We start from the raw sequence: 17,428 nt of genomic DNA on the forward strand, positions 1-17,428 counted from the left end.
CCTACTCCTTCCTGTTAATCAAGGTTTTAATAGCTTTAGCGACAATTTTTGGATCATTGGCTTCAAGATATGAAAGTTGACTTGATAGTTTATCGCTAAACTGCATGTTACCACTAGGCCTGTTATTACTATGCTCTACATTATATTTCTCAATCTCTTCCACAAACTGAAAGTCACCGCCACTCTCCCGTTTCTCATCAAGAAAGTCACTACCACTCTCACGCTTCTCATCAACAGGAACACTGTTGGACAAAGAACTCATCTCAACTACACCAGTTTCATACTTTCCGCCCTTGTCATGATCATCATTCCCCTTACTACTAACTAGTGCATCTTTAAAAAGATCACATAAATACTTTTTGTATATAAACTCTATTAAAATCCCAATAAAGAAAAAAAATACAAATTGAACAAATGCTCTAAACAATATTGTAAAAAAATACACTCGGGCAAGCAGGCCAAAGATAACAGAAACAACAAACGCAGCCGTACTAAATAATAAGACATATCTAATTTCTCTACCGAACAACATATCACCTTTCCATACCAAAAAACTTAGATATAAAGCCTATAACCCCCCTTCTCTTCTTACTATCCAGAGAAACCTCTTCAAGGGTAGCCACAATAGAATCAAGACAATAACTAGCCCTACTGTTAGGAGTTAACAAGATAAAAGGCCTCTGTTTGAAAACAGAATTTCTAATGTTCTGGTCTTCGTAAACATATCCCAAATAATCAATATTTAAATTTAAAAACTGACTTGATATATCAATAACTTTCTTAGCAACTACCTTGCCCTCACTTACATTAGCAACCCTGTTAACAACAAGCCTTAAATTCTTTAAATTTTCCATCCTGTGAGCTAAAACCTTGATGATACCATAAGCATCCGTTATAGAAGTAGGCTCTGGGGTCGTAATAATAACTACATCATCACTAGAAAACAAAAATGAAATTACCTGTCTTGAAATCCCTGCACTGGTATCTATGATAACTATATCATACTCATAAACTTTTAATAACTCTTTTATAAACTGACTCATCTCAGAATCTGAAAGATCTAAAAGTTCCGTTGTTCCAGAAGCACCCGCTAAAAGATCAATATTATATTCTGTCTTTGTTATTACTTCTTTAATATCTCTACCCTGCATAATCATGTGATAAATATTGTACTTTGGTATAACTCCAAGTAAAATATTGACATTAGCCATCCCAATGTCGGCATCAAAAATTAAAACCTTTTTTCCAAGATTTGAATACTTAAGGGCGAGTCCCACAGCAATATTGCTCTTACCAACTCCACCCTTACCGCTAGTAATAGCAATAAATCGAGTTCTACTATTTTGAATTTTATCATCAACAACAAAATTAGCCTTACTATTCAATCTCATAATATCTCTTAAACTTTGAGCCTGATCTTCCATTTTATATTATCCTCAATAATAAGATTTGCTTTTAATCCTTCGAATGAATTCAACGTCATCGCTTATTCTGTACCCATTTATCTTCTTTATGAAAGTGAGCGGATCTGCCACACTAATGTTATGAGGAACTATTTGTCCATCTGTAACATAAGAAACTTCCTTTTTCATCTCATGAATTAAACTTATTAAATTCCCAACACATGTTGTCTCATCTAATTTGGTAAAAATTATAGTTCTATAATTAAAGGGAGAAAATTGATGAAATATCTCCTTAATATCCGCTGTTTTTGTAGTAGAACTTACGGCCAAATGAAACTCAGCATCACTACCACAAGCATTCAAAAGTTCTTTCATCTCAGCAAGTTTCATGAAATCCTTAGGGCTCTTGCCTATAGTGTCTATAAGAACAAGATCAAAATCCTTTGACTGTGTTATCTCTTCCTTTAAATCCTTAAAAGACTCAATTGCCTTTACCGGTATTCCCATAATATCACCATAAGTCTGAATTTGTTTCTTAGCCCCTATACGATAATTATCAATAGTAATAATCTTAATATCTAAATTCTTATTATCGCCATTGATCCCATAAATTGCTGCAAGCTTTGCAATTGTGGTCGTCTTCCCGACCCCCGTTGGGCCTACTAAAATAAAAATCCTCTTCTTAAGATTATCAATAAGAGACCCCGAGCATTTAATAGTACTAGCAATATGTACTACCACACTGTCCCTCACCCTGTCATAATCATCAAGGCCCGATAAACTAAACTCTTTCTTAATAAAATCATTAACATCTCTAATGTAATTTTCAGAAAAATCATTATCTCGCAATATATCTTCTATTTTCAAGATTGTCGGATGATTAACTTCCTCCTTCTTATGAGCAAGCTCACTCTTAAGAGATTTAACCTCCTTAAGCACATCTTCAATTGAAGACCCTTCTTCTTTCTTGATGCTTTGAAGTATTTTACGCTTTTCTTCCTCTACATTTATTTGTTGCTGCCCAATGTCATATCTAACATAACCTGATACCTCAATCCAATCCTTGCTAAATAAACCAAAAATTCCCCCGTAAGGTACGGTCTTATAGGTCATAACCCTAGCGTTCTTTCCATACTTTTTCTTAATAGTTTCTATGACCTCATTATAGGTTGGACCTCTTTCTGTAAAATATTGAACCATTATTCCTCAACCTCTACTGTCTTAAGCACATTAACCTTAACATTTTTGGGAACCTCTAACACAGAAATAACAACAATATCTGAAAGATCCCTACTTACTAAAACCCTTATTATAGGTCGTGCAGACTCACTTGAAAGTACAACAGGATAATACCCTTGTGATTGAACTTCATTTATAAGTTTAAAAAGCTCATAAATAAACTTCGTCCTCAAATTAGGATCAAGAGAGCTTATAAGGTCATTATTAGATTCAAACCTTGATTCAATTATTTTTTGTTCAAACTCTGGGTTTACTGTTATTACATTGAGCTCTGAATTAGAATCCAAATATCCACTAACTATTTGCCTTCCAATTGCTTGTCTGCATTTTTCAATCAAAAAGAACGTATCCTTGGTAATGCTTGTAAAGTCTGCTATTGTTTCAAAAATTGTAACTAAATTGCGAATTGAAACTTGTTCCTTTAAGAGACCCTGAAGTACTCTTTGAATTTCTCCGACTGAAAAATCCTTTAAAACTTCCTCAACAATTGCTCCATAGTCCTTCTTAAACACATCAAGAATATTCTGCACATCTTGACGAGTTAAGATTTCAAAAGCATGCCTCTTAATAAGCTCTGTCATATGGGTAGCGATAATGGAAGGTGGATCAACTACGGTATAACCCAACTTTTCAGCCTCCTCTCTTCCATCATCATTTACCCAAAGAGAAGGCAGTCCAAACGAAGGGTCTTTTGTAAGCTCTCCCTCTATACCAGAATCAGAACTCACATTGATAACCAAAAATTTACCAAGCTTAATCTCCCCATGCCCAACTTCCACTCCTCTAAGTTTAAATGAATACTCATTAGACCTAAGGCGCATATTATCAACTATTCTAATCCTAGGTACAACTATTCCAAATTCAAGCGCAACCTCACGACGTATTTTTACGATACGATCAAGAAGTTCTGATGTTTTTGTATCATCCACTATCGGAACAAGATTATATCCGATCTCTAAAGATAGCGGATCCAGTGGGACAACAGGGGTAACTTCTCTTTCAGCATAACTTGATATCTTATCTTCTTCTGCCTTCTGCCTTTCATAAAATTCTTTATCTTTGGCTAGATTAGAAAGTGAATAAGCTAAAAATGCTATAGCTAAACTCAACAAAATTAGTATTAATGTAGGAAACCCCGGAAGAAATGCCAAAAATAATAAAAATCCAGATACAATCCAATAAATTCCTAAATAAGAAGTAAACTGCTCAATGACTTCTCCCCCGAAACTATCTTTAGCTATTGATCTAGTGACAATAAGTCCTGTTGCTGTTGAAATTAATAGCGCTGGTAGCTGAGACACAAGCCCATCTCCAACAGTTAAAGACACATAATTGTTGATAGCATCATTAAAATCAAGCCCTTGAAGAGTAACCCCTATTAAAAGCCCCCCAACAATATTTATAAGAGTTATTAAAAAACCAACCTTAACATTCCCTGAAACAAACTTAGAAGCACCATCCATAGCTCCATAAAAATTTACCTCTGCCTGTAAATCATTTTTCTGTCTTGTAGCTTCCTCTTCCGTTAAATTTCCAGAACTGTATGCAGAATCAATAGCCATCTGTTTCCCAGGAAGAGCATCAAGTGCAAAACGAGCAGCTACCTCCGCAACTCTCGTAGCGCCCTTAGTAATAACAATAAATTGGACCGCAATTATTATAAGAAATATTATAAATCCAACAACAAGACCTTGAGTCCCAGTACTCCCAATAACAAATGTTCCAAAAGCTCTTATCATTTGCCCATTAAAACCCACACCTTTCGTTAAAATTAATCTAGTAGAAGAAATATTTAAAACAAGACCAAAAATAGTCATGACAAGCAAAAGTGTTGGAAAAACCGAAAAATCAAGTGAACGCTTAGAATAAAGTACAATAAGAATAATTAAAAGACTCACCACCAAATTAACCGCAATCAAAGCATCCAAAACAAACGCAGGAAGCGGTAAAATAAACCCAACAACAACAAGTATTAAACCAACCGAAACTACTAGGTCCGACTTATTAGCCAAACCCAAATACCCCAATACAGTATTCCTTCTAGCATCCAATAATTCAACCCCTACTTAAATTTTTAGTAATAGAATATACTTTCACAAGTATCTTTGAAACAATTTCCCAATATTCTCTTGGAATTTCTTCATTAACCTTAACCTTAACATAAAGAGCTCTAGCAAGTGTTTTATTCTCTATGATAGGAATACCGCTATCTCTGGCAATTTTTTTAATTGTAAACGCAACCTCATCCTGCCCCTTTGCAAGCACCTTTGGTGCCAACATAGTATTACTATCCCATTTAATAGCAACAGAAAAATGCTCTGGATTAGTAATAACCACATCTGCCTGGGGAACCGTTACATTCAAATTAGAATTTAAAATCTCTCTCATCCTCTCCCTCATTCTAGAACGAAGTAGAGGATCACCTTCCATCTCCTTTTTCTCCTGCTTTACCTCTTCCTTAGTCATCTTCAAACTTTCAACATAACGAGTCCTTTGGAACGCATAATCTAATACACTAACAACCATTAATACCATTATTGAAAAAAAACATATTTTATAGGCAAGAGCCAAAACAACAGAAATACCACCTTCAAGACTATACTCAGACATTCTTGAAATCCTACCTACATTGCTTCTCAGAATAACGTAATATATGAAGGATATTATAACAACTTTCGATAAACTTTTAAACAAATTAAAAAAAGCATCAAATGAAGCAAACGAATTCTTTATCCACTTTGAAAACTTCGGACTCACTCTATCCCATTTAGGAGTTATAGGCTTAAAAGTAATTAAAAACCCAACTTGAACAACATTAACAAAAAAATTCACTACGAATGCTATTAAAAGAAATACCATTGCATACCCAAGCATTGCCTTAAAATACGCAAAATTTAGCGAATAAATACTCAAAGACATTATCTCTGGAAGTTTACTGGCTTGCCATCCGAATACGCTTATTAGGTCTTGCGCCACATAGGGCAGCATAAAAAAGAACGCTGCTAGCATTATAAAAAGACTAATTACTGAGTTAATTTCATTTGATTTTAATACCTGTCCTTCTTCCCTTGCTTTCTGCTTCTTCTGGTCAGTAGGTAATTCCGTCCTACCATCATCTTCTGAAGCAAAAAAATTAAGAGGAATATACCAACTTTTACCTAATAATTTTTCTCTGGAACTCATTTTAAAACCCCAGAAAATAAATTTAAAACATTCCCCATAGATTCTATAGCAAGCTCAATTACTCTCTTAACAGATATTGCCAAGCTTGGAAAACTGACATATAAAATAAGAAGCCCTAAGCACAAAGAAATTGAAAAGCTAAGCATTAATAAATTCATCTGAGGAGAAGTCTTTGAAAGTATTCCCAAAATCAAATAAAGCAACAAAAGAACTCCTAATATAGGCAAAGAAATTATTAAAGCTTTTTCAAAAAGAATGGAGAAAGAAGAAAGAAGTAATGTAATAAATTCATAATTTTTCAAATTAACCAGATTCTCAATTCTAACATTTAAAACAGAATCATGAACTCCAACAAAAAAGAAACGCATCAAAATATCACTCGATAAAAATAAAAGTAAAAAAAAGTATGTAAATATCTGAGATATTACCAAACTATCCTCTTCTGCAAATACATCAAAAATATTTGCATAAGCAAGTCCCATTTGATTTGAGAAAAAAAATCCTAACAAGTGAAAAACATTAAAAATTATACTTACAAAAAAAGCCTGAATAAGACCTAGAATGGCCTCTCCTAACAATATCAAAACAAATGAAAACAAATTATCCAAAGGATAATCAACACTTATCTTACCTACAAGGATAATGGAGAGAATTAAGGAAAAGAAAAAATTTAGATAACCTACTCTTATGGTTGAAAAGAGAGGAGAAAATCTTAAAAAAAGAAAAACCCTAACGAATACGGGCAAAACAGCAAAGGACTTCAAAACTAGGAAATTCATATCCATATTCTAACTTCAATCATATATTTGGTATTTGATTAAATACCGCAAAAGTAAACTGCATAAGTTTTTTCAAGATCCAAGGGCCAAAAATAACAAGAGTTAACAATATTATGATAATTTTAGGTATAAAACTCAGGGTTTGATCTTGAATCGATGTAACTGCCTGAAAAATTGAAACCAAAAACCCAACTACAAGTGCTGTAATCAGCATCGGAGCTGATAGAATAATGATATTCTCAATAGAGATTCTAATTAGATAAATAATTTGACCAGTTGTCATTTAACCCTCATATAAAGCTTTTAATGAGCCCCCCTGTAATTAAAGTCCACCCATCTACCATGACAAAAAGAATAAGCTTAAATGGCAAAGAGATCATCACAGGGGGTAACATTATCATCCCCATTGCCATTAGGACCGAAGCCACAATAATATCTATTACTATGAATGGCAAAAATATTAAAATCCCCATTTTAAAAGCAACTCTCAGTTCATGTAAAACAAAAGCTGCAATCAAAACATGAGTTGGAACTTCACTAAAATTTTTAGGCTTTGGATAATTGCTCATACTCATAAATAACCTAATCTCTTCATGCCTACCACCAGACATCTGCTTGTACATAAAACTCCTAAGTGGAATAATTCCTTTATCATAAAACTCATGGAAAGTTATTTTAGAATCCTTAAGAGGTAAATAAGCACTCTCGTATATAATGTTAAAAGTCGGCCACATGGTAAAAAGAGTTAAAAACAAAGCTAGTCCCATTATTACCTGATTCGGGGGCGACTGCTGTAGCGACAACGCTCTTCTGATGAAATCCAATACTATTGCTATTCTTAAAAAAGAAGTCATTAGGACTAAAAAAGCTGGAGAGAGAGTCATTATAGCTAATATCAATAAAAGCTGCAAGGGAAAAACTATTCCACCACCTGTAGAGCTTCCAAAATCAACAAACGGAAAATTTAAACCAGTAGTAGTTTGCAAAGACTTAGTCTGAGCAAATGAAAAACTCGCAATTCCAAAAAATAATAAAAGAATTATTTTATTTCTCAAAAACAACCTCTAAAACTTTTTCAGCCTATCTTGTTTACTTTTCAAAGAAGTCTCAATATCTTTTTCTAATTCCGTATAATCAGCCTTATCCAGCAATTCTTCATCATCTTTCCCTGTCTTTAATATCCTGTTAAATATTGTGCTGAAAGAATTTTTATCCCTAAGATCTTCATCCTTGACAAATTCAGGTTCCAAATCATTTATCTCCTCACCCTGTCTTATCTCTCTTAATAAAACAGAAGAACTGCTAGAAACCAGAAATACGTAAACATTACCCAGTACACTAATAATCCTTATAGAACTTTTAGTATCTATCTCATAAAAAGCAAGCTCTTTGATAAAGTCTGACTTTCTATTACTCACTACTCTCCTACGACTAAAAATCACTCTCTTAAATATAAGAACACAAAAAACAAAGAAAGATAGAAACAATAATATCTTAACTAAATCCGTAATGTTAAAAAGAGATATATCTTGTATGCTGTCTCCACTAGACCTAGTCTCGTTATCTTCAAATATAGGCAAATCAGCCTCATTTTCTAAACCAGAAAAAACAACATCCGAGCCAACCCCCTCCTCCTGTGCAAACAAACCGCCGGAAAACAAAATAAAGACTAAAATCAAAAATTTAAATAAAGACTTAATCATTTTTAATTTTGATTATTTCGGTAATTCTAACCCCAAAATTCTCATCAATTACAACCACCTCTCCTTTAGCTATCACCTTTCCATTTACCAAAATATCAACAGGTTCTCCCGCAAGCTTATCAAGAGTAATAATAGTACCCTCAGACATGCCAAGTATGTCCTTAATCTTCCGCTCAGTCCTACCAAGCTCAACAGTAACCTGCATAGAAACATCCATTAAAAGTCCAAAATTACTAGGATCAACTCCCTCTGGTAAAGTATCAATCAAATCAGGAAGCTTAACTCCCTTTATCTCAGGTTTTTCCTCTTCCTTAAAGTCATTTTCACCTACACCCATAAATTACCCCTTCATTAAGCTTAATAACATCATTTATTTAAATTATTCAATTTCCTCTGTAAGTTCTTTCAATAAATCAAAATCCTTCACATCACCAACTTTTTCTGTAATCTGAACAGAAATCTTATTTCCCACAAGACCCATTCTACATCTGAACTTCTGTTTGGTTCCTACCTTTAAACTTAAATCTTTATTTATCAAAGAATTTTCAAGATTAATAACATCTCCTTTTTCCAAAGACAATATCTCTCTTACCTTAAGCCTAACCTCTCCCATCTCTGCTATTAAAGGCATTCCCGTATTCTCAAGTTTTTCCCTTAATGCATCAAGATTCTCACTAGTAGTACCCACCCCAATTAAAGAATGCCAATATCTTGTTGAAAGTTTAGAAACAATAGGCTCTATTGTAATGTAGGGCAAACAGAAATTCATAAGCCCCTCAACCTTACCTATTTTAACCTCAAGGGTCACTAAAATAATCATCTCTGTTGGGGGCACTATTTGAGCAAACTGAGGATTAACTTCTATATGCCCAAAACGGGGCCTGAGATCAACCACCTGAGACCAAGCCTCTCGCATATTAGCAAGTATACGAATAATAACACTCTCCATCACGGACTGTTCTATCTCAGTCAAATCCCTACTTTTATCCTTAATAGTATCTCCATCTCCACCAAAAAGCCTATCAACTATTGCAAATGCAATAGTTGGATCAACCTCAAATATAGCGGATCCCTTTAAAGGATCCATATTAATTATTGCCAAAGTAGTAGGATTTGGAATAGACCTAATAAACTCCTCATAAGTCAGCTGATCAACGGAGGCAACATGCACATGCACCATTTTCCTTAAAAGAGCCGACAAGGAAGTCGTAGTATATCTCGCAAAAGCCTCATGAAAACTTGATACCGTTCTCACTTGTTCCTTAGAAAACTTATCCGGCCTCTTAAAATCATAAATCTTAACCTTCTGTTTCTTGCCCATAGGGCTAGATATAACATTAGAAAGCGCATCGTCTGATGACAAACTTTCAGATGAATTAATAGATTCTAAGAGACTATCTATATCATCTTGAGACAACGCCCCTGGATTACTCGCCATTTAAATTCCTCTTAAAATTACATATCAAATATATCGATTTGTGTTAATGCAATCTCTTTTATTTCACCATTTCTTAACACACTATTAATCCTAGCTTTAATTTCAGCTTTAATCTGACTTTCATTCTTTATCTCTTGTGCTGTTCTTTGGCTAAAATATTCCCTAATAATATCCTTTAACCTTACCTTCTGTCTTCCAAGTTCATTTAAAATATTCACATTATTCTCAGCATACCCCAAGGCAAGCTTTATCACAAAAGTCTTAGGAGGGGTATCAAGAGTAGTCCCTCTAATTTCATCTATGCTCTCATACCATATAAGCATAGGAGGTTTGCCTAAATATTCATTAGAGAAAATTGGAAAATCATTAGGCGTTCCACTTTGACTTAATACCATCTTAGACACAAAATAAGAAACTATGATCATAATCACAACAGTCAACAACCCTATCGCTATTACCTGCAAAATTTTTATTATAATATTTGGAACCAGGGCTCCCCCCCTCCCTTCCGCGCCACCCCCAACATCCATACGATCATCTTCCTTCTCAGGCATATTCCCTCCTATAAATTCCTTAATTCATTCCAATTTATCACAAATTAATACCTTTAGTGGCACTTAAAGCAGAATCACTTGTAATTAAAATATCTATTCTCCTATTGTATGCCCTACCCTCAGGTGTATCATCTGTAGCAACTGGCCTACTGCCCGCCAGCCCAGACACCTCGAATTTGCTCTCAATATTTTTCATCCTAGACTGATCAGTGTAATTCAAAATCTGCTCTAACATATTCACAGCCCTTGCCGCTGAGAGTTCCCAATTACTTTTCCAAATTTCATTCACTCCGGTATCAATGTTGTCCGTATGTCCTTCTATTTTAAAATTATATCCTTGCCCTTCTAAATACCCAATAAAAGACGCTATCTTTTGTATAGTTTCTCTATTTTCATCAAGCTTAACCTCAGCACTGGCTGTATCAAAAAAAGAATCTGCTAAAAGAGAAACAACAACTCCCCGCTCAAGACGCCTAACAATAATACTCTTGGATTGAATTTTCTCAATAAATTCAATCATAGATTTATTCTTAGCAGTCTGAGAGGCTTGCTTATTCTTAGCAGTAGAAGGCAAAGACATAAAACTGTTACTTAAATAAGAAAGCTTATCAATATCTAAGGTCTTCCCTCCCTTAAAAAAACCAGAACCCGTAAAAGAGGCCGACATTATCTTTACTATGTTTTCTTTAAAGACAACATCACTTAAAGAAAACATAGTAACAAAAAAAACAAGAAGCAGGGTAACCATATCCCCATAAGTCAACATGTAATCAGGAGCGCCCTCTTCACATTTCGAACGCTTCTTAACCCGCAATGCCATCATTCACCCCCAAGAACATTTCCAACTTGATTTCTATCTTTAGGAGTCAAGAATGTCACCAATTTTTGTTCCAGAATTCTAGGATTATCCCCTGCCTGAATTGACAAAATACCCTCTACTATCATTGTCTTAACTGCTGCCTCTTCAGAATCTATAGATTCCAATTTAATCTGGACAGGAATAAACATTAAATTTGCCATTATTGTACCATAAAGAGTTGTAATAAGAGCAACCGCCATAGAAGAACCAAGCGCAGATTTATCTTCTAAATTCCCAAGAAGGGCTATAAGACCAATAAGAGTGCCTGTCATTCCAAAAGCAGGCGCAAGCTTTGCCCAGGTTCCAAAAAGATTAGAACCCATCTTATGTCTCTCCTGCATTTGATCCAACTCAAGATAAAGCATGGTTCTAATTATTTCAGGATCAGCACCATCAACAACAAGTCTCATCCCAGACTTAAAAAATGGATCACTAATCTGTTCAAGTTCATCATCAAGAGATAAAAGCCCTTCTTTCCTAGCCTTTTCCGAAAGCTCCACCAAAGTCTTTATATTAGAAGCCTTAGCAAAAGAACTCTTCTTAAAGAAAAATCCCAAATAAGTAGGAATCCTCTTAACAGCAATAACTTCTGAAGAAGCCATAAGAGCAGAAAAGGATCCAACAACTGTAATAAAGACAGAACTTAAATCCCAAAAAACCCCTAATCCCGTCGGAGTAAATGCCATAGAAATCAGAATAGCTCCAAATCCAACCCCCCAACCAAGTATACTAGCCAAATTCACAGCCCAACTCCCTCATTTCCTTGTGTAACTTTACCCAAAAAAGTAACTTCTTTTCTATATATCTTAATTCTATCCACTACCTCTTCCACACTCTCCTTTACAACTAACTTCTTACCATTCATCAGCAAGATTGTAGTATCAGGATTAGACTCAATACTTTCAATATGATAAGGATTTAAGTAATAACCTTCCCCGTTTAATTTAGTTACATAAATCATAAGCCAAACCACTAAGCCTTAAGTCTTACAAGTTCCTGAAGCAACTGATCTGAGGTAGTAATAGTTTTAGCATTGGCCTGAAAACCCCTCTGAGTGACTATCATATCAGTAAATTGCTCAGCAAGATCAACATTAGCCATCTCCAAGACCCCTGATCTTATAACTCCCAATCCCGCAAAGCCAGTCTCTCCCACCCTAGCCTGTCCCGAATTACTCGTCTCAACAAAGTTAGTATCACCCGATTTAGCAAGTCCCCCAGGATTAACAAACGATGCAAGAGCAATTTTCCCAATGTCTCTCCTAATGCCATTCGAATAAACCCCCGTTATTACCCCATTTTGATCTATCTCATAGTTCTCCATATATCCCATACCATACCCATCCTGCACAATAGCCTTTGTTGTGCTTGCATCAGCAAACTGAGTAATAGAATTAGTATAACTGCCTACATTGCCAAGCCTAAGATTAACAGTTTGCTCCCCCCCAATCTCCCCAATATTAGCACCAGGCACAACAAAAGTTACGGGAAATTCAAGCAAATCCCCCTCCTGACCTACCTGCCCATTTAAAGAAAGCAAAGCACCCTCATTATTAAAACCTAACGAAAAGCTAGAGTTTTCCTCCCCATTGACTAAAACCGTAGCATTCCATACATTAGGAACAGCTGGATCCCTTACAACCCTAAGTTCCACAACACTAGTGTTCCCAAAGCCATCATAAACCGTCTTATTAACAACCCAAGTACCCCGAGCAACATCTAACTCACTAGCACCTTCTCCAATCACAGGTAACCTTTTATCAAGATTGCAGGCAAAAGTAATATACTCAGTAGCCCTAGCCCCTTCTTTATCCCCAATAGGGATAACTAAATCCTCAACATCAGAAGACGTATTAATAACCTGCTGCCCCCCAAGCATCCTTGACATCCATCCCTGAATCCTCATTCCATTTGCAGGATTTACAAGATTACGATCAGAATCAATATCAAATGCACCAGCCCTCGTATAAAAAGAATCATTGCCTTCTCTTAAAATAAAAAACCCATTACCACTAACCCCAAGGTCAGAAGCTTTCTGAGTACTTTGAAAAGATCCTTGAGTATGAATAGTATCTACTGTAGCAACACTCATACCAAGCCCAACTTGCTTCGGATTAGTCCCCCCTCGAACATCAGAAGGACGAGATGCCCCAGAGATACTTTGGGATATCATATCTTGAAAATTAACTCTTCCCTTCTTAAAGCCAACCGTATTCACGTTTGCAATATTATTACCAACAACATCCATCCTAGTTTGATGATTCTGAAGCCCAGAAACACCAGAATACAAAGATCTCATCATACAATTATTCCTCCAACCCTATTGATAAAATACTTTCATAAGTATAATATTTTCCATCTACCATGATTCCCGGATTTACTCCGGTTTTAACACTAGTAACCTTACCCCTAATAACCTCTCCACCAGCATGCTCAAACTCAACTACTTTGCCTAATAAATCCAAATCTTTACTCAAATTAAGCGCAGAGGAAAGCTTTTCAAAAGATTTACTCATATTCGTCATCTGTTCGAGAGTAGAAAACTGGGCCATTTGAGCTATAAATTCCTTGTCCTTCATTGGATCAGTGGGATCCTGATACCTAAGCTGCGTGATAAGAAGCTTCAAGAAATCATCCCTCCCAAGATTAACACCCTTAGAGCCCCTCTCCATACCAGGACTATTTAATCCCCCAGTCCTACTTGTACTAATCAAACCAGAAATACCATTAATCGTACTCACTCATCCCCCTAAACAACAAAATTAATATTCTTCTCTAAATCATCAGAAATTTCAATATCATCTTCAAGTCTAAACACCTTGCTTTCATTAAAAGATAATCCTCGATCCGAGCCCCCATCCTTAAACCCCGAGAAAACACCAGAATCACCCGCAAGAGAAAGACTCAAACTGGTATTAAAACCATTGTCATCCAGCATCTTACTGATCGAATACATATTCTGCTCAAAAAGAGCCCTTACATTTTGATTATCAACTATTATTCTACCCAATAGATTATTCCCAGAGTCAAGATTTAAATTAATCCGTATGCTACCAAGTTCCCTAGGCTTTATAATCAATCTAATCTCCCCCGTGTCATTCGATTTTAACACAATCTTAGCTTTATCCACAATATTGTGATTCACCTTTAAATTCCACTCTGACATTAAATCACCACCAATGTTGCCACCTAAAGACTCTTTAACATATTTTGTCGTACTAGAACCATAAAGATCACCAACGAAGTCCCCCATCCCGTTATATGCCTCTTTAAGGCTATACTTGCCAACAGAATGCTCGCCATCAACAACCCGAAATTTGGATTCCACACTAAGTAATTCTTTAAAACTGCCATTCTTCTTAAAATTCTTAACATCAACGTTAATAACACTTCCCTTCATATCTCCTCTTTCAAGATCAAAATCCCTATGCTCAGAATCAAGAGGCACACTCAGTACATCAAACCCCAAAGGAGACCCAACGCCCCCAAAAACATCAATATCAAACAAAATATTTTCAATATTCTTTATTATTTCTTTCTGATTAACAGACTCATCACCAAACAAATTTTGATCCAAAGATCTAAAATTTTCAAAATCAGACAAATTGCCCATCTTTTTTATTAAAGACTTCAAATCAGATACAAAACCATCATCACCAAGTTTCTCAAAAGCAAAAACCTTATTCAAAGACATCTTTTTAAATTTTTTATCTATAAGGCCATTGTCCTTTAAAAACCTCAAAAAATCCAAGACAGAACCCCTTACCCTATCTGCACCCTTCACCTGTGAAAAAATAAGATCTAAAAACTTAACTTTACCCTTACCCAAAGAACCCTCTAAACTTATCGGACCCAATCCCCTACTCGACAAATTAAGTCTATTTAAGTCAACTTCACCTAAAACACTCACAAATCACTCCAATGAACTCACGGACATCTTCCTCATCAATACAGCGGCCCTTTTAGCATCCATAAGGGATAACCAATAAGGAACAATAGAAGCCCTTCCATCTTTCCTAGCAATATCTTCCACTTTACGCATATAAGATATGGCGACTTCATCACCAAGCTCTTCAAGCCTTTCTACCGCATCCTCCGGCGGCATGTTTACCAAGTATAGAGCAGCCTGCACAAAATTCGCATCCTCGTCTTTATACTTATCAACAATGTCATCAATAACCTTCTGCTTCAAATCTAAATCTCTCTGCTTTTGGTTAAGCTCTGCTTCAAGCTTATTCAAGTTATCCTCTCTTATCCTCAACTCTTCTCTTAATTTTTCAACCTGTTGACTCTTAATATCAATAGCTTCCCTTTCCTTTATCATCCTGATCTCATCAAGATTAATATTTGCATCTTCAAAAGACTGTATGTCCTCTCCAAAAAGTAAATTCTTTACATACATCGGAAAATAATCCCTAGTTTTATATAATCCAAACAAATCAATCAAAAAAACCGAAAATCCCATTAAAGCAACAATCAAAAAAAGCCAAAAAAACACCCTAGATAAAAATGACAAAACACTATTCATCGCCATCCCCTAACTTCCTACAAATCTCATACCCAACATACTCATCCAAAAACGAACTCTCGCTCTTTTCCCTCCTCCTAATTATAGTATCATTTAAAATTTTTATTAATATTTTAACCTTCTTTTCCTCTCCATACTTTTCTAAATAAGTATCATAGTGTTTTTTGTACTCATGCTTAAACTTTACAAGTTTTTTTAATTCTTCTTTCTTTTTTTTGTTTAAATAATCCAAATAATCTCCCTTACAAAGAACATCCATATTGCCTAATATCTTCACATAATCAGGAATTGCATCCACAAACTTTTCTATTTTTGAAATATTAGTATTTATATCTATTAAATTAAACTCACTACGCTTCTTATCATAAGTTTTAACAACCAATATTTTTCCAAATCTTTCCTTCTTAAGTATTAAATTATTCAAGCTAATAACTCTCTTATTTCATTATCCAAATTTTCAAAATCAAATTCTTCCTGCATGCCCTGAGACACAAAATCAATAATTTTTGGATATTTTGAAATCGCCAGATCAACTTCCTTATTAGATCCCTTAAGATAAATCCCTGTTTTAATCAAATCTTCATAATTTTTATAAATTGACAACAGGTTTCTAACCTTACATATCAACTTCTGTTTCTCAAAATTTACTATTCTATGAAGAGATCTTGAAGTAGAATTTAAAATATTAACGGAAGGGTATACTCCTCTATCAGACAAATCTCTATCCAAAATAATATGCCCATCCAAGACAGCTTTCATGCCGTCAGCTATTGGTTCTGTAAGGTCATCCCCCTCAACAAGAACAGTATAAAAACCCGTAATGCTTCCCTTTCCATTAAGCCCTGAACGCTCAAGTAAAATAGGAATTTCCACAAAAACGGAAGGGGGATACCCTTTAGCAGCAGGTGGCTCTCCTATAGAAAGGCCTATTTCTCTTCTTGCATTTGCAAACCTTGTAATTGAATCAAATAGCAGAATAACATCTAAACCTCTATCCCTGAAATACTCAGCCACTAGTGTTGCAGTGTAGGCTCCCTTATATCTTGAAATAGGAGATTCATCAGACGTTGAGACAACTAAAACACTTTTCCCTAAGCGCTCTTCTCCTAACTCATATTTAATAAATTCATTAAGCTCTCGTCCCCTCTCTCCAATAAACGCAATAACATTAACATCTGCCTTTGAATTCTTGGCAATCATACCAAGCAATGTAGACTTACCCACACCAGCACCAGAGAAAATACCCACACGCTGCCCTTTAGCAATTGGTAAAAATCCATCAAGCGCCCTTACTCCGGTAATTATTTGTTCAGCAAAAACGCCCCTACTTAAGGGATTGATGCTCTTAAAGCCCAATTCTTTATAATACTTGCCACGAAAATGCCCCTTATTATCAATAGGCCTGCCAAGCGAATCAATAACTCTTCCAAGCAACTCATCACCAAGATTAATCTGGAGTCTTTTATTTAAGGAATAAACCCTATCTCCAACCTCAACCCCATCAAAGCTCTCATAAGCCATAAGACTAACCAAAGATCCATTAAAGCCCAACACCTCAGCATATATCTCCCGTCCATTTCTCTGCACAATCAGACACAAATCCCCTATTCCACACTTTGGACCTGAGCTTTCAACTAAAAGACCCTTAATCTTTCTTATCTTACCAACAAGAGAGATAGACTCCACATCATCTAATATTCTTGAATAATTCTTAAAGAATCCGTCCAACAATACATCCCCAAG

21 protein-coding genes are annotated in these 17,428 nt (G+C 35.4%); all 21 read right to left on the bottom strand.

The window, feature by feature from the left end; genetic code table 11:
• Position 1 precedes the first annotated feature (1 nt).
• The 21 genes from LSO06_RS01360 to LSO06_RS01460 are packed head-to-tail and all read right to left on the bottom strand — an operon-like array spanning position 2 to position 17,413.
• On the bottom strand, positions 2-532 hold the full coding sequence (locus LSO06_RS01360) for a hypothetical protein (RefSeq protein ID WP_231760297.1): 531 nt from the start codon (positions 530-532) through the stop codon (positions 2-4).
• Position 533: 1 nt separating this feature from the next.
• Complete coding sequence (locus tag LSO06_RS01365; RefSeq protein ID WP_231760298.1) at positions 534-1,424, bottom strand: MinD/ParA family protein; 891 nt, start codon at positions 1,422-1,424, stop codon at positions 534-536.
• Positions 1,425-1,436: 12 nt separating this feature from the next.
• A complete protein-coding gene (gene flhF, locus LSO06_RS01370; protein WP_231760299.1) occupies positions 1,437-2,603 on the bottom strand; it encodes a flagellar biosynthesis GTPase FlhF in 1,167 nt (388 codons plus the stop codon).
• A complete protein-coding gene (gene flhA / locus LSO06_RS01375) occupies positions 2,603-4,693 on the bottom strand; it encodes a flagellar biosynthesis protein FlhA (RefSeq protein WP_231760300.1) in 2,091 nt (696 codons plus the stop codon). Before flhA ends, flhF begins: the two co-directional genes overlap by 1 nt.
• A gap of 4 nt (positions 4,694-4,697) precedes the next feature.
• Entirely contained in the window at positions 4,698-5,825 is a 1,128-nt protein-coding gene (flhB, locus tag LSO06_RS01380) for a flagellar biosynthesis protein FlhB (protein ID WP_231760301.1), read from the bottom strand.
• Complete coding sequence (gene fliR / locus LSO06_RS01385) at positions 5,822-6,610, bottom strand: flagellar biosynthetic protein FliR (protein WP_231760302.1); 789 nt, start codon at positions 6,608-6,610, stop codon at positions 5,822-5,824. Before fliR ends, flhB begins: the two co-directional genes overlap by 4 nt.
• 13 nt (positions 6,611-6,623) lie before the next feature.
• Positions 6,624-6,887: a flagellar biosynthesis protein FliQ gene (fliQ, locus tag LSO06_RS01390; RefSeq protein ID WP_231760303.1), complete on the bottom strand. Its 264-nt coding sequence runs from the start codon at positions 6,885-6,887 to the stop codon at positions 6,624-6,626.
• A gap of 7 nt (positions 6,888-6,894) precedes the next feature.
• Positions 6,895-7,659 carry a flagellar type III secretion system pore protein FliP gene (gene fliP / locus LSO06_RS01395; RefSeq protein ID WP_231760304.1) on the bottom strand — a complete coding sequence of 255 codons (765 nt, stop codon included), beginning with the start codon at positions 7,657-7,659 and terminating at the stop codon, positions 6,895-6,897.
• Between the two features lie 9 nt (positions 7,660-7,668).
• The gene (locus LSO06_RS01400; protein ID WP_231760305.1) at positions 7,669-8,307 is read right to left on the bottom strand and encodes a flagellar biosynthesis protein FliZ; all 639 of its coding nucleotides are present in this window, start codon (positions 8,305-8,307) and stop codon (positions 7,669-7,671) included.
• Entirely contained in the window at positions 8,300-8,644 is a 345-nt protein-coding gene (fliN, locus tag LSO06_RS01405) for a flagellar motor switch protein FliN (protein WP_231760306.1), read from the bottom strand. The genes LSO06_RS01400 and fliN overlap by 8 nt, the downstream gene beginning before the upstream one ends.
• 42 nt (positions 8,645-8,686) lie before the next feature.
• Complete coding sequence (gene fliM, locus LSO06_RS01410) at positions 8,687-9,745, bottom strand: flagellar motor switch protein FliM (RefSeq protein WP_231760307.1); 1,059 nt, start codon at positions 9,743-9,745, stop codon at positions 8,687-8,689.
• A gap of 17 nt (positions 9,746-9,762) precedes the next feature.
• Complete coding sequence (gene fliL / locus LSO06_RS01415) at positions 9,763-10,299, bottom strand: flagellar basal body-associated protein FliL (RefSeq protein ID WP_231760308.1); 537 nt, start codon at positions 10,297-10,299, stop codon at positions 9,763-9,765.
• A 37-nt stretch (positions 10,300-10,336) separates the two neighbouring features.
• On the bottom strand, positions 10,337-11,119 hold the full coding sequence (motB, locus tag LSO06_RS01420; RefSeq protein ID WP_231760309.1) for a flagellar motor protein MotB: 783 nt from the start codon (positions 11,117-11,119) through the stop codon (positions 10,337-10,339).
• Complete coding sequence (locus LSO06_RS01425; RefSeq protein ID WP_231760310.1) at positions 11,119-11,901, bottom strand: motility protein A; 783 nt, start codon at positions 11,899-11,901, stop codon at positions 11,119-11,121. The genes motB and LSO06_RS01425 overlap by 1 nt, the downstream gene beginning before the upstream one ends.
• Entirely contained in the window at positions 11,898-12,119 is a 222-nt protein-coding gene (locus tag LSO06_RS01430; RefSeq protein ID WP_231760311.1) for a flagellar FlbD family protein, read from the bottom strand. Before LSO06_RS01430 ends, LSO06_RS01425 begins: the two co-directional genes overlap by 4 nt.
• A gap of 11 nt (positions 12,120-12,130) precedes the next feature.
• Positions 12,131-13,459 (bottom strand): flagellar hook protein FlgE, encoded by a 1,329-nt coding sequence (gene flgE, locus LSO06_RS01435; protein WP_231760312.1) that lies wholly within the window; start codon positions 13,457-13,459, stop codon positions 12,131-12,133.
• Between the two features lie 4 nt (positions 13,460-13,463).
• Positions 13,464-13,871 carry a flagellar hook assembly protein FlgD gene (gene flgD / locus LSO06_RS01440; RefSeq protein WP_370639793.1) on the bottom strand — a complete coding sequence of 136 codons (408 nt, stop codon included), beginning with the start codon at positions 13,869-13,871 and terminating at the stop codon, positions 13,464-13,466.
• A gap of 35 nt (positions 13,872-13,906) precedes the next feature.
• Positions 13,907-15,067 carry a flagellar hook-length control protein FliK gene (locus LSO06_RS01445; protein ID WP_231760313.1) on the bottom strand — a complete coding sequence of 387 codons (1,161 nt, stop codon included), beginning with the start codon at positions 15,065-15,067 and terminating at the stop codon, positions 13,907-13,909.
• Positions 15,068-15,070: 3 nt separating this feature from the next.
• Positions 15,071-15,685 carry a periplasmic-type flagellar collar protein FlbB gene (locus LSO06_RS01450; RefSeq protein ID WP_231760314.1) on the bottom strand — a complete coding sequence of 205 codons (615 nt, stop codon included), beginning with the start codon at positions 15,683-15,685 and terminating at the stop codon, positions 15,071-15,073.
• Complete coding sequence (locus LSO06_RS01455) at positions 15,678-16,109, bottom strand: flagellar protein FlbA (RefSeq protein WP_231760315.1); 432 nt, start codon at positions 16,107-16,109, stop codon at positions 15,678-15,680. Before LSO06_RS01455 ends, LSO06_RS01450 begins: the two co-directional genes overlap by 8 nt.
• Entirely contained in the window at positions 16,106-17,413 is a 1,308-nt protein-coding gene (locus tag LSO06_RS01460; RefSeq protein WP_231760859.1) for a FliI/YscN family ATPase, read from the bottom strand. The genes LSO06_RS01455 and LSO06_RS01460 overlap by 4 nt, the downstream gene beginning before the upstream one ends.
• Positions 17,414-17,428: the final 15 nt, after the last annotated feature.

Origin of the sequence: Borrelia sp. RT5S (assembly GCF_021165755.1) — a bacterium.
Classification (GTDB): Bacteria; Spirochaetota; Spirochaetia; order Borreliales; family Borreliaceae; genus Borrelia.

What these genes read in the sequence shown, in the direction of transcription:
- LSO06_RS01360 (WP_231760297.1), bottom strand. Translation starts at nt 532, where the DNA reads ATGTTGTTCGGTAGAGAAATTAGATATGTCTTATTATTTAGTACGGCT.
- LSO06_RS01365 (WP_231760298.1), bottom strand. Translation starts at nt 1,424, where the DNA reads ATGGAAGATCAGGCTCAAAGTTTAAGAGATATTATGAGATTGAATAGT.
- flhF (WP_231760299.1), bottom strand. Translation starts at nt 2,603, where the DNA reads ATGGTTCAATATTTTACAGAAAGAGGTCCAACCTATAATGAGGTCATA.
- flhB (WP_231760301.1), bottom strand. Translation starts at nt 5,825, where the DNA reads ATGAGTTCCAGAGAAAAATTATTAGGTAAAAGTTGGTATATTCCTCTT.
- fliR (WP_231760302.1), bottom strand. Translation starts at nt 6,610, where the DNA reads ATGGATATGAATTTCCTAGTTTTGAAGTCCTTTGCTGTTTTGCCCGTA.
- fliQ (WP_231760303.1), bottom strand. Translation starts at nt 6,887, where the DNA reads ATGACAACTGGTCAAATTATTTATCTAATTAGAATCTCTATTGAGAAT.
- LSO06_RS01400 (WP_231760305.1), bottom strand. Translation starts at nt 8,307, where the DNA reads ATGATTAAGTCTTTATTTAAATTTTTGATTTTAGTCTTTATTTTGTTT.
- fliN (WP_231760306.1), bottom strand. Translation starts at nt 8,644, where the DNA reads ATGGGTGTAGGTGAAAATGACTTTAAGGAAGAGGAAAAACCTGAGATA.
- fliM (WP_231760307.1), bottom strand. Translation starts at nt 9,745, where the DNA reads ATGGCGAGTAATCCAGGGGCGTTGTCTCAAGATGATATAGATAGTCTC.
- fliL (WP_231760308.1), bottom strand. Translation starts at nt 10,299, where the DNA reads ATGCCTGAGAAGGAAGATGATCGTATGGATGTTGGGGGTGGCGCGGAA.
- motB (WP_231760309.1), bottom strand. Translation starts at nt 11,119, where the DNA reads ATGGCATTGCGGGTTAAGAAGCGTTCGAAATGTGAAGAGGGCGCTCCT.
- LSO06_RS01430 (WP_231760311.1), bottom strand. Translation starts at nt 12,119, where the DNA reads ATGATTTATGTAACTAAATTAAACGGGGAAGGTTATTACTTAAATCCT.
- flgE (WP_231760312.1), bottom strand. Translation starts at nt 13,459, where the DNA reads ATGATGAGATCTTTGTATTCTGGTGTTTCTGGGCTTCAGAATCATCAA.
- LSO06_RS01450 (WP_231760314.1), bottom strand. Translation starts at nt 15,685, where the DNA reads ATGAATAGTGTTTTGTCATTTTTATCTAGGGTGTTTTTTTGGCTTTTT.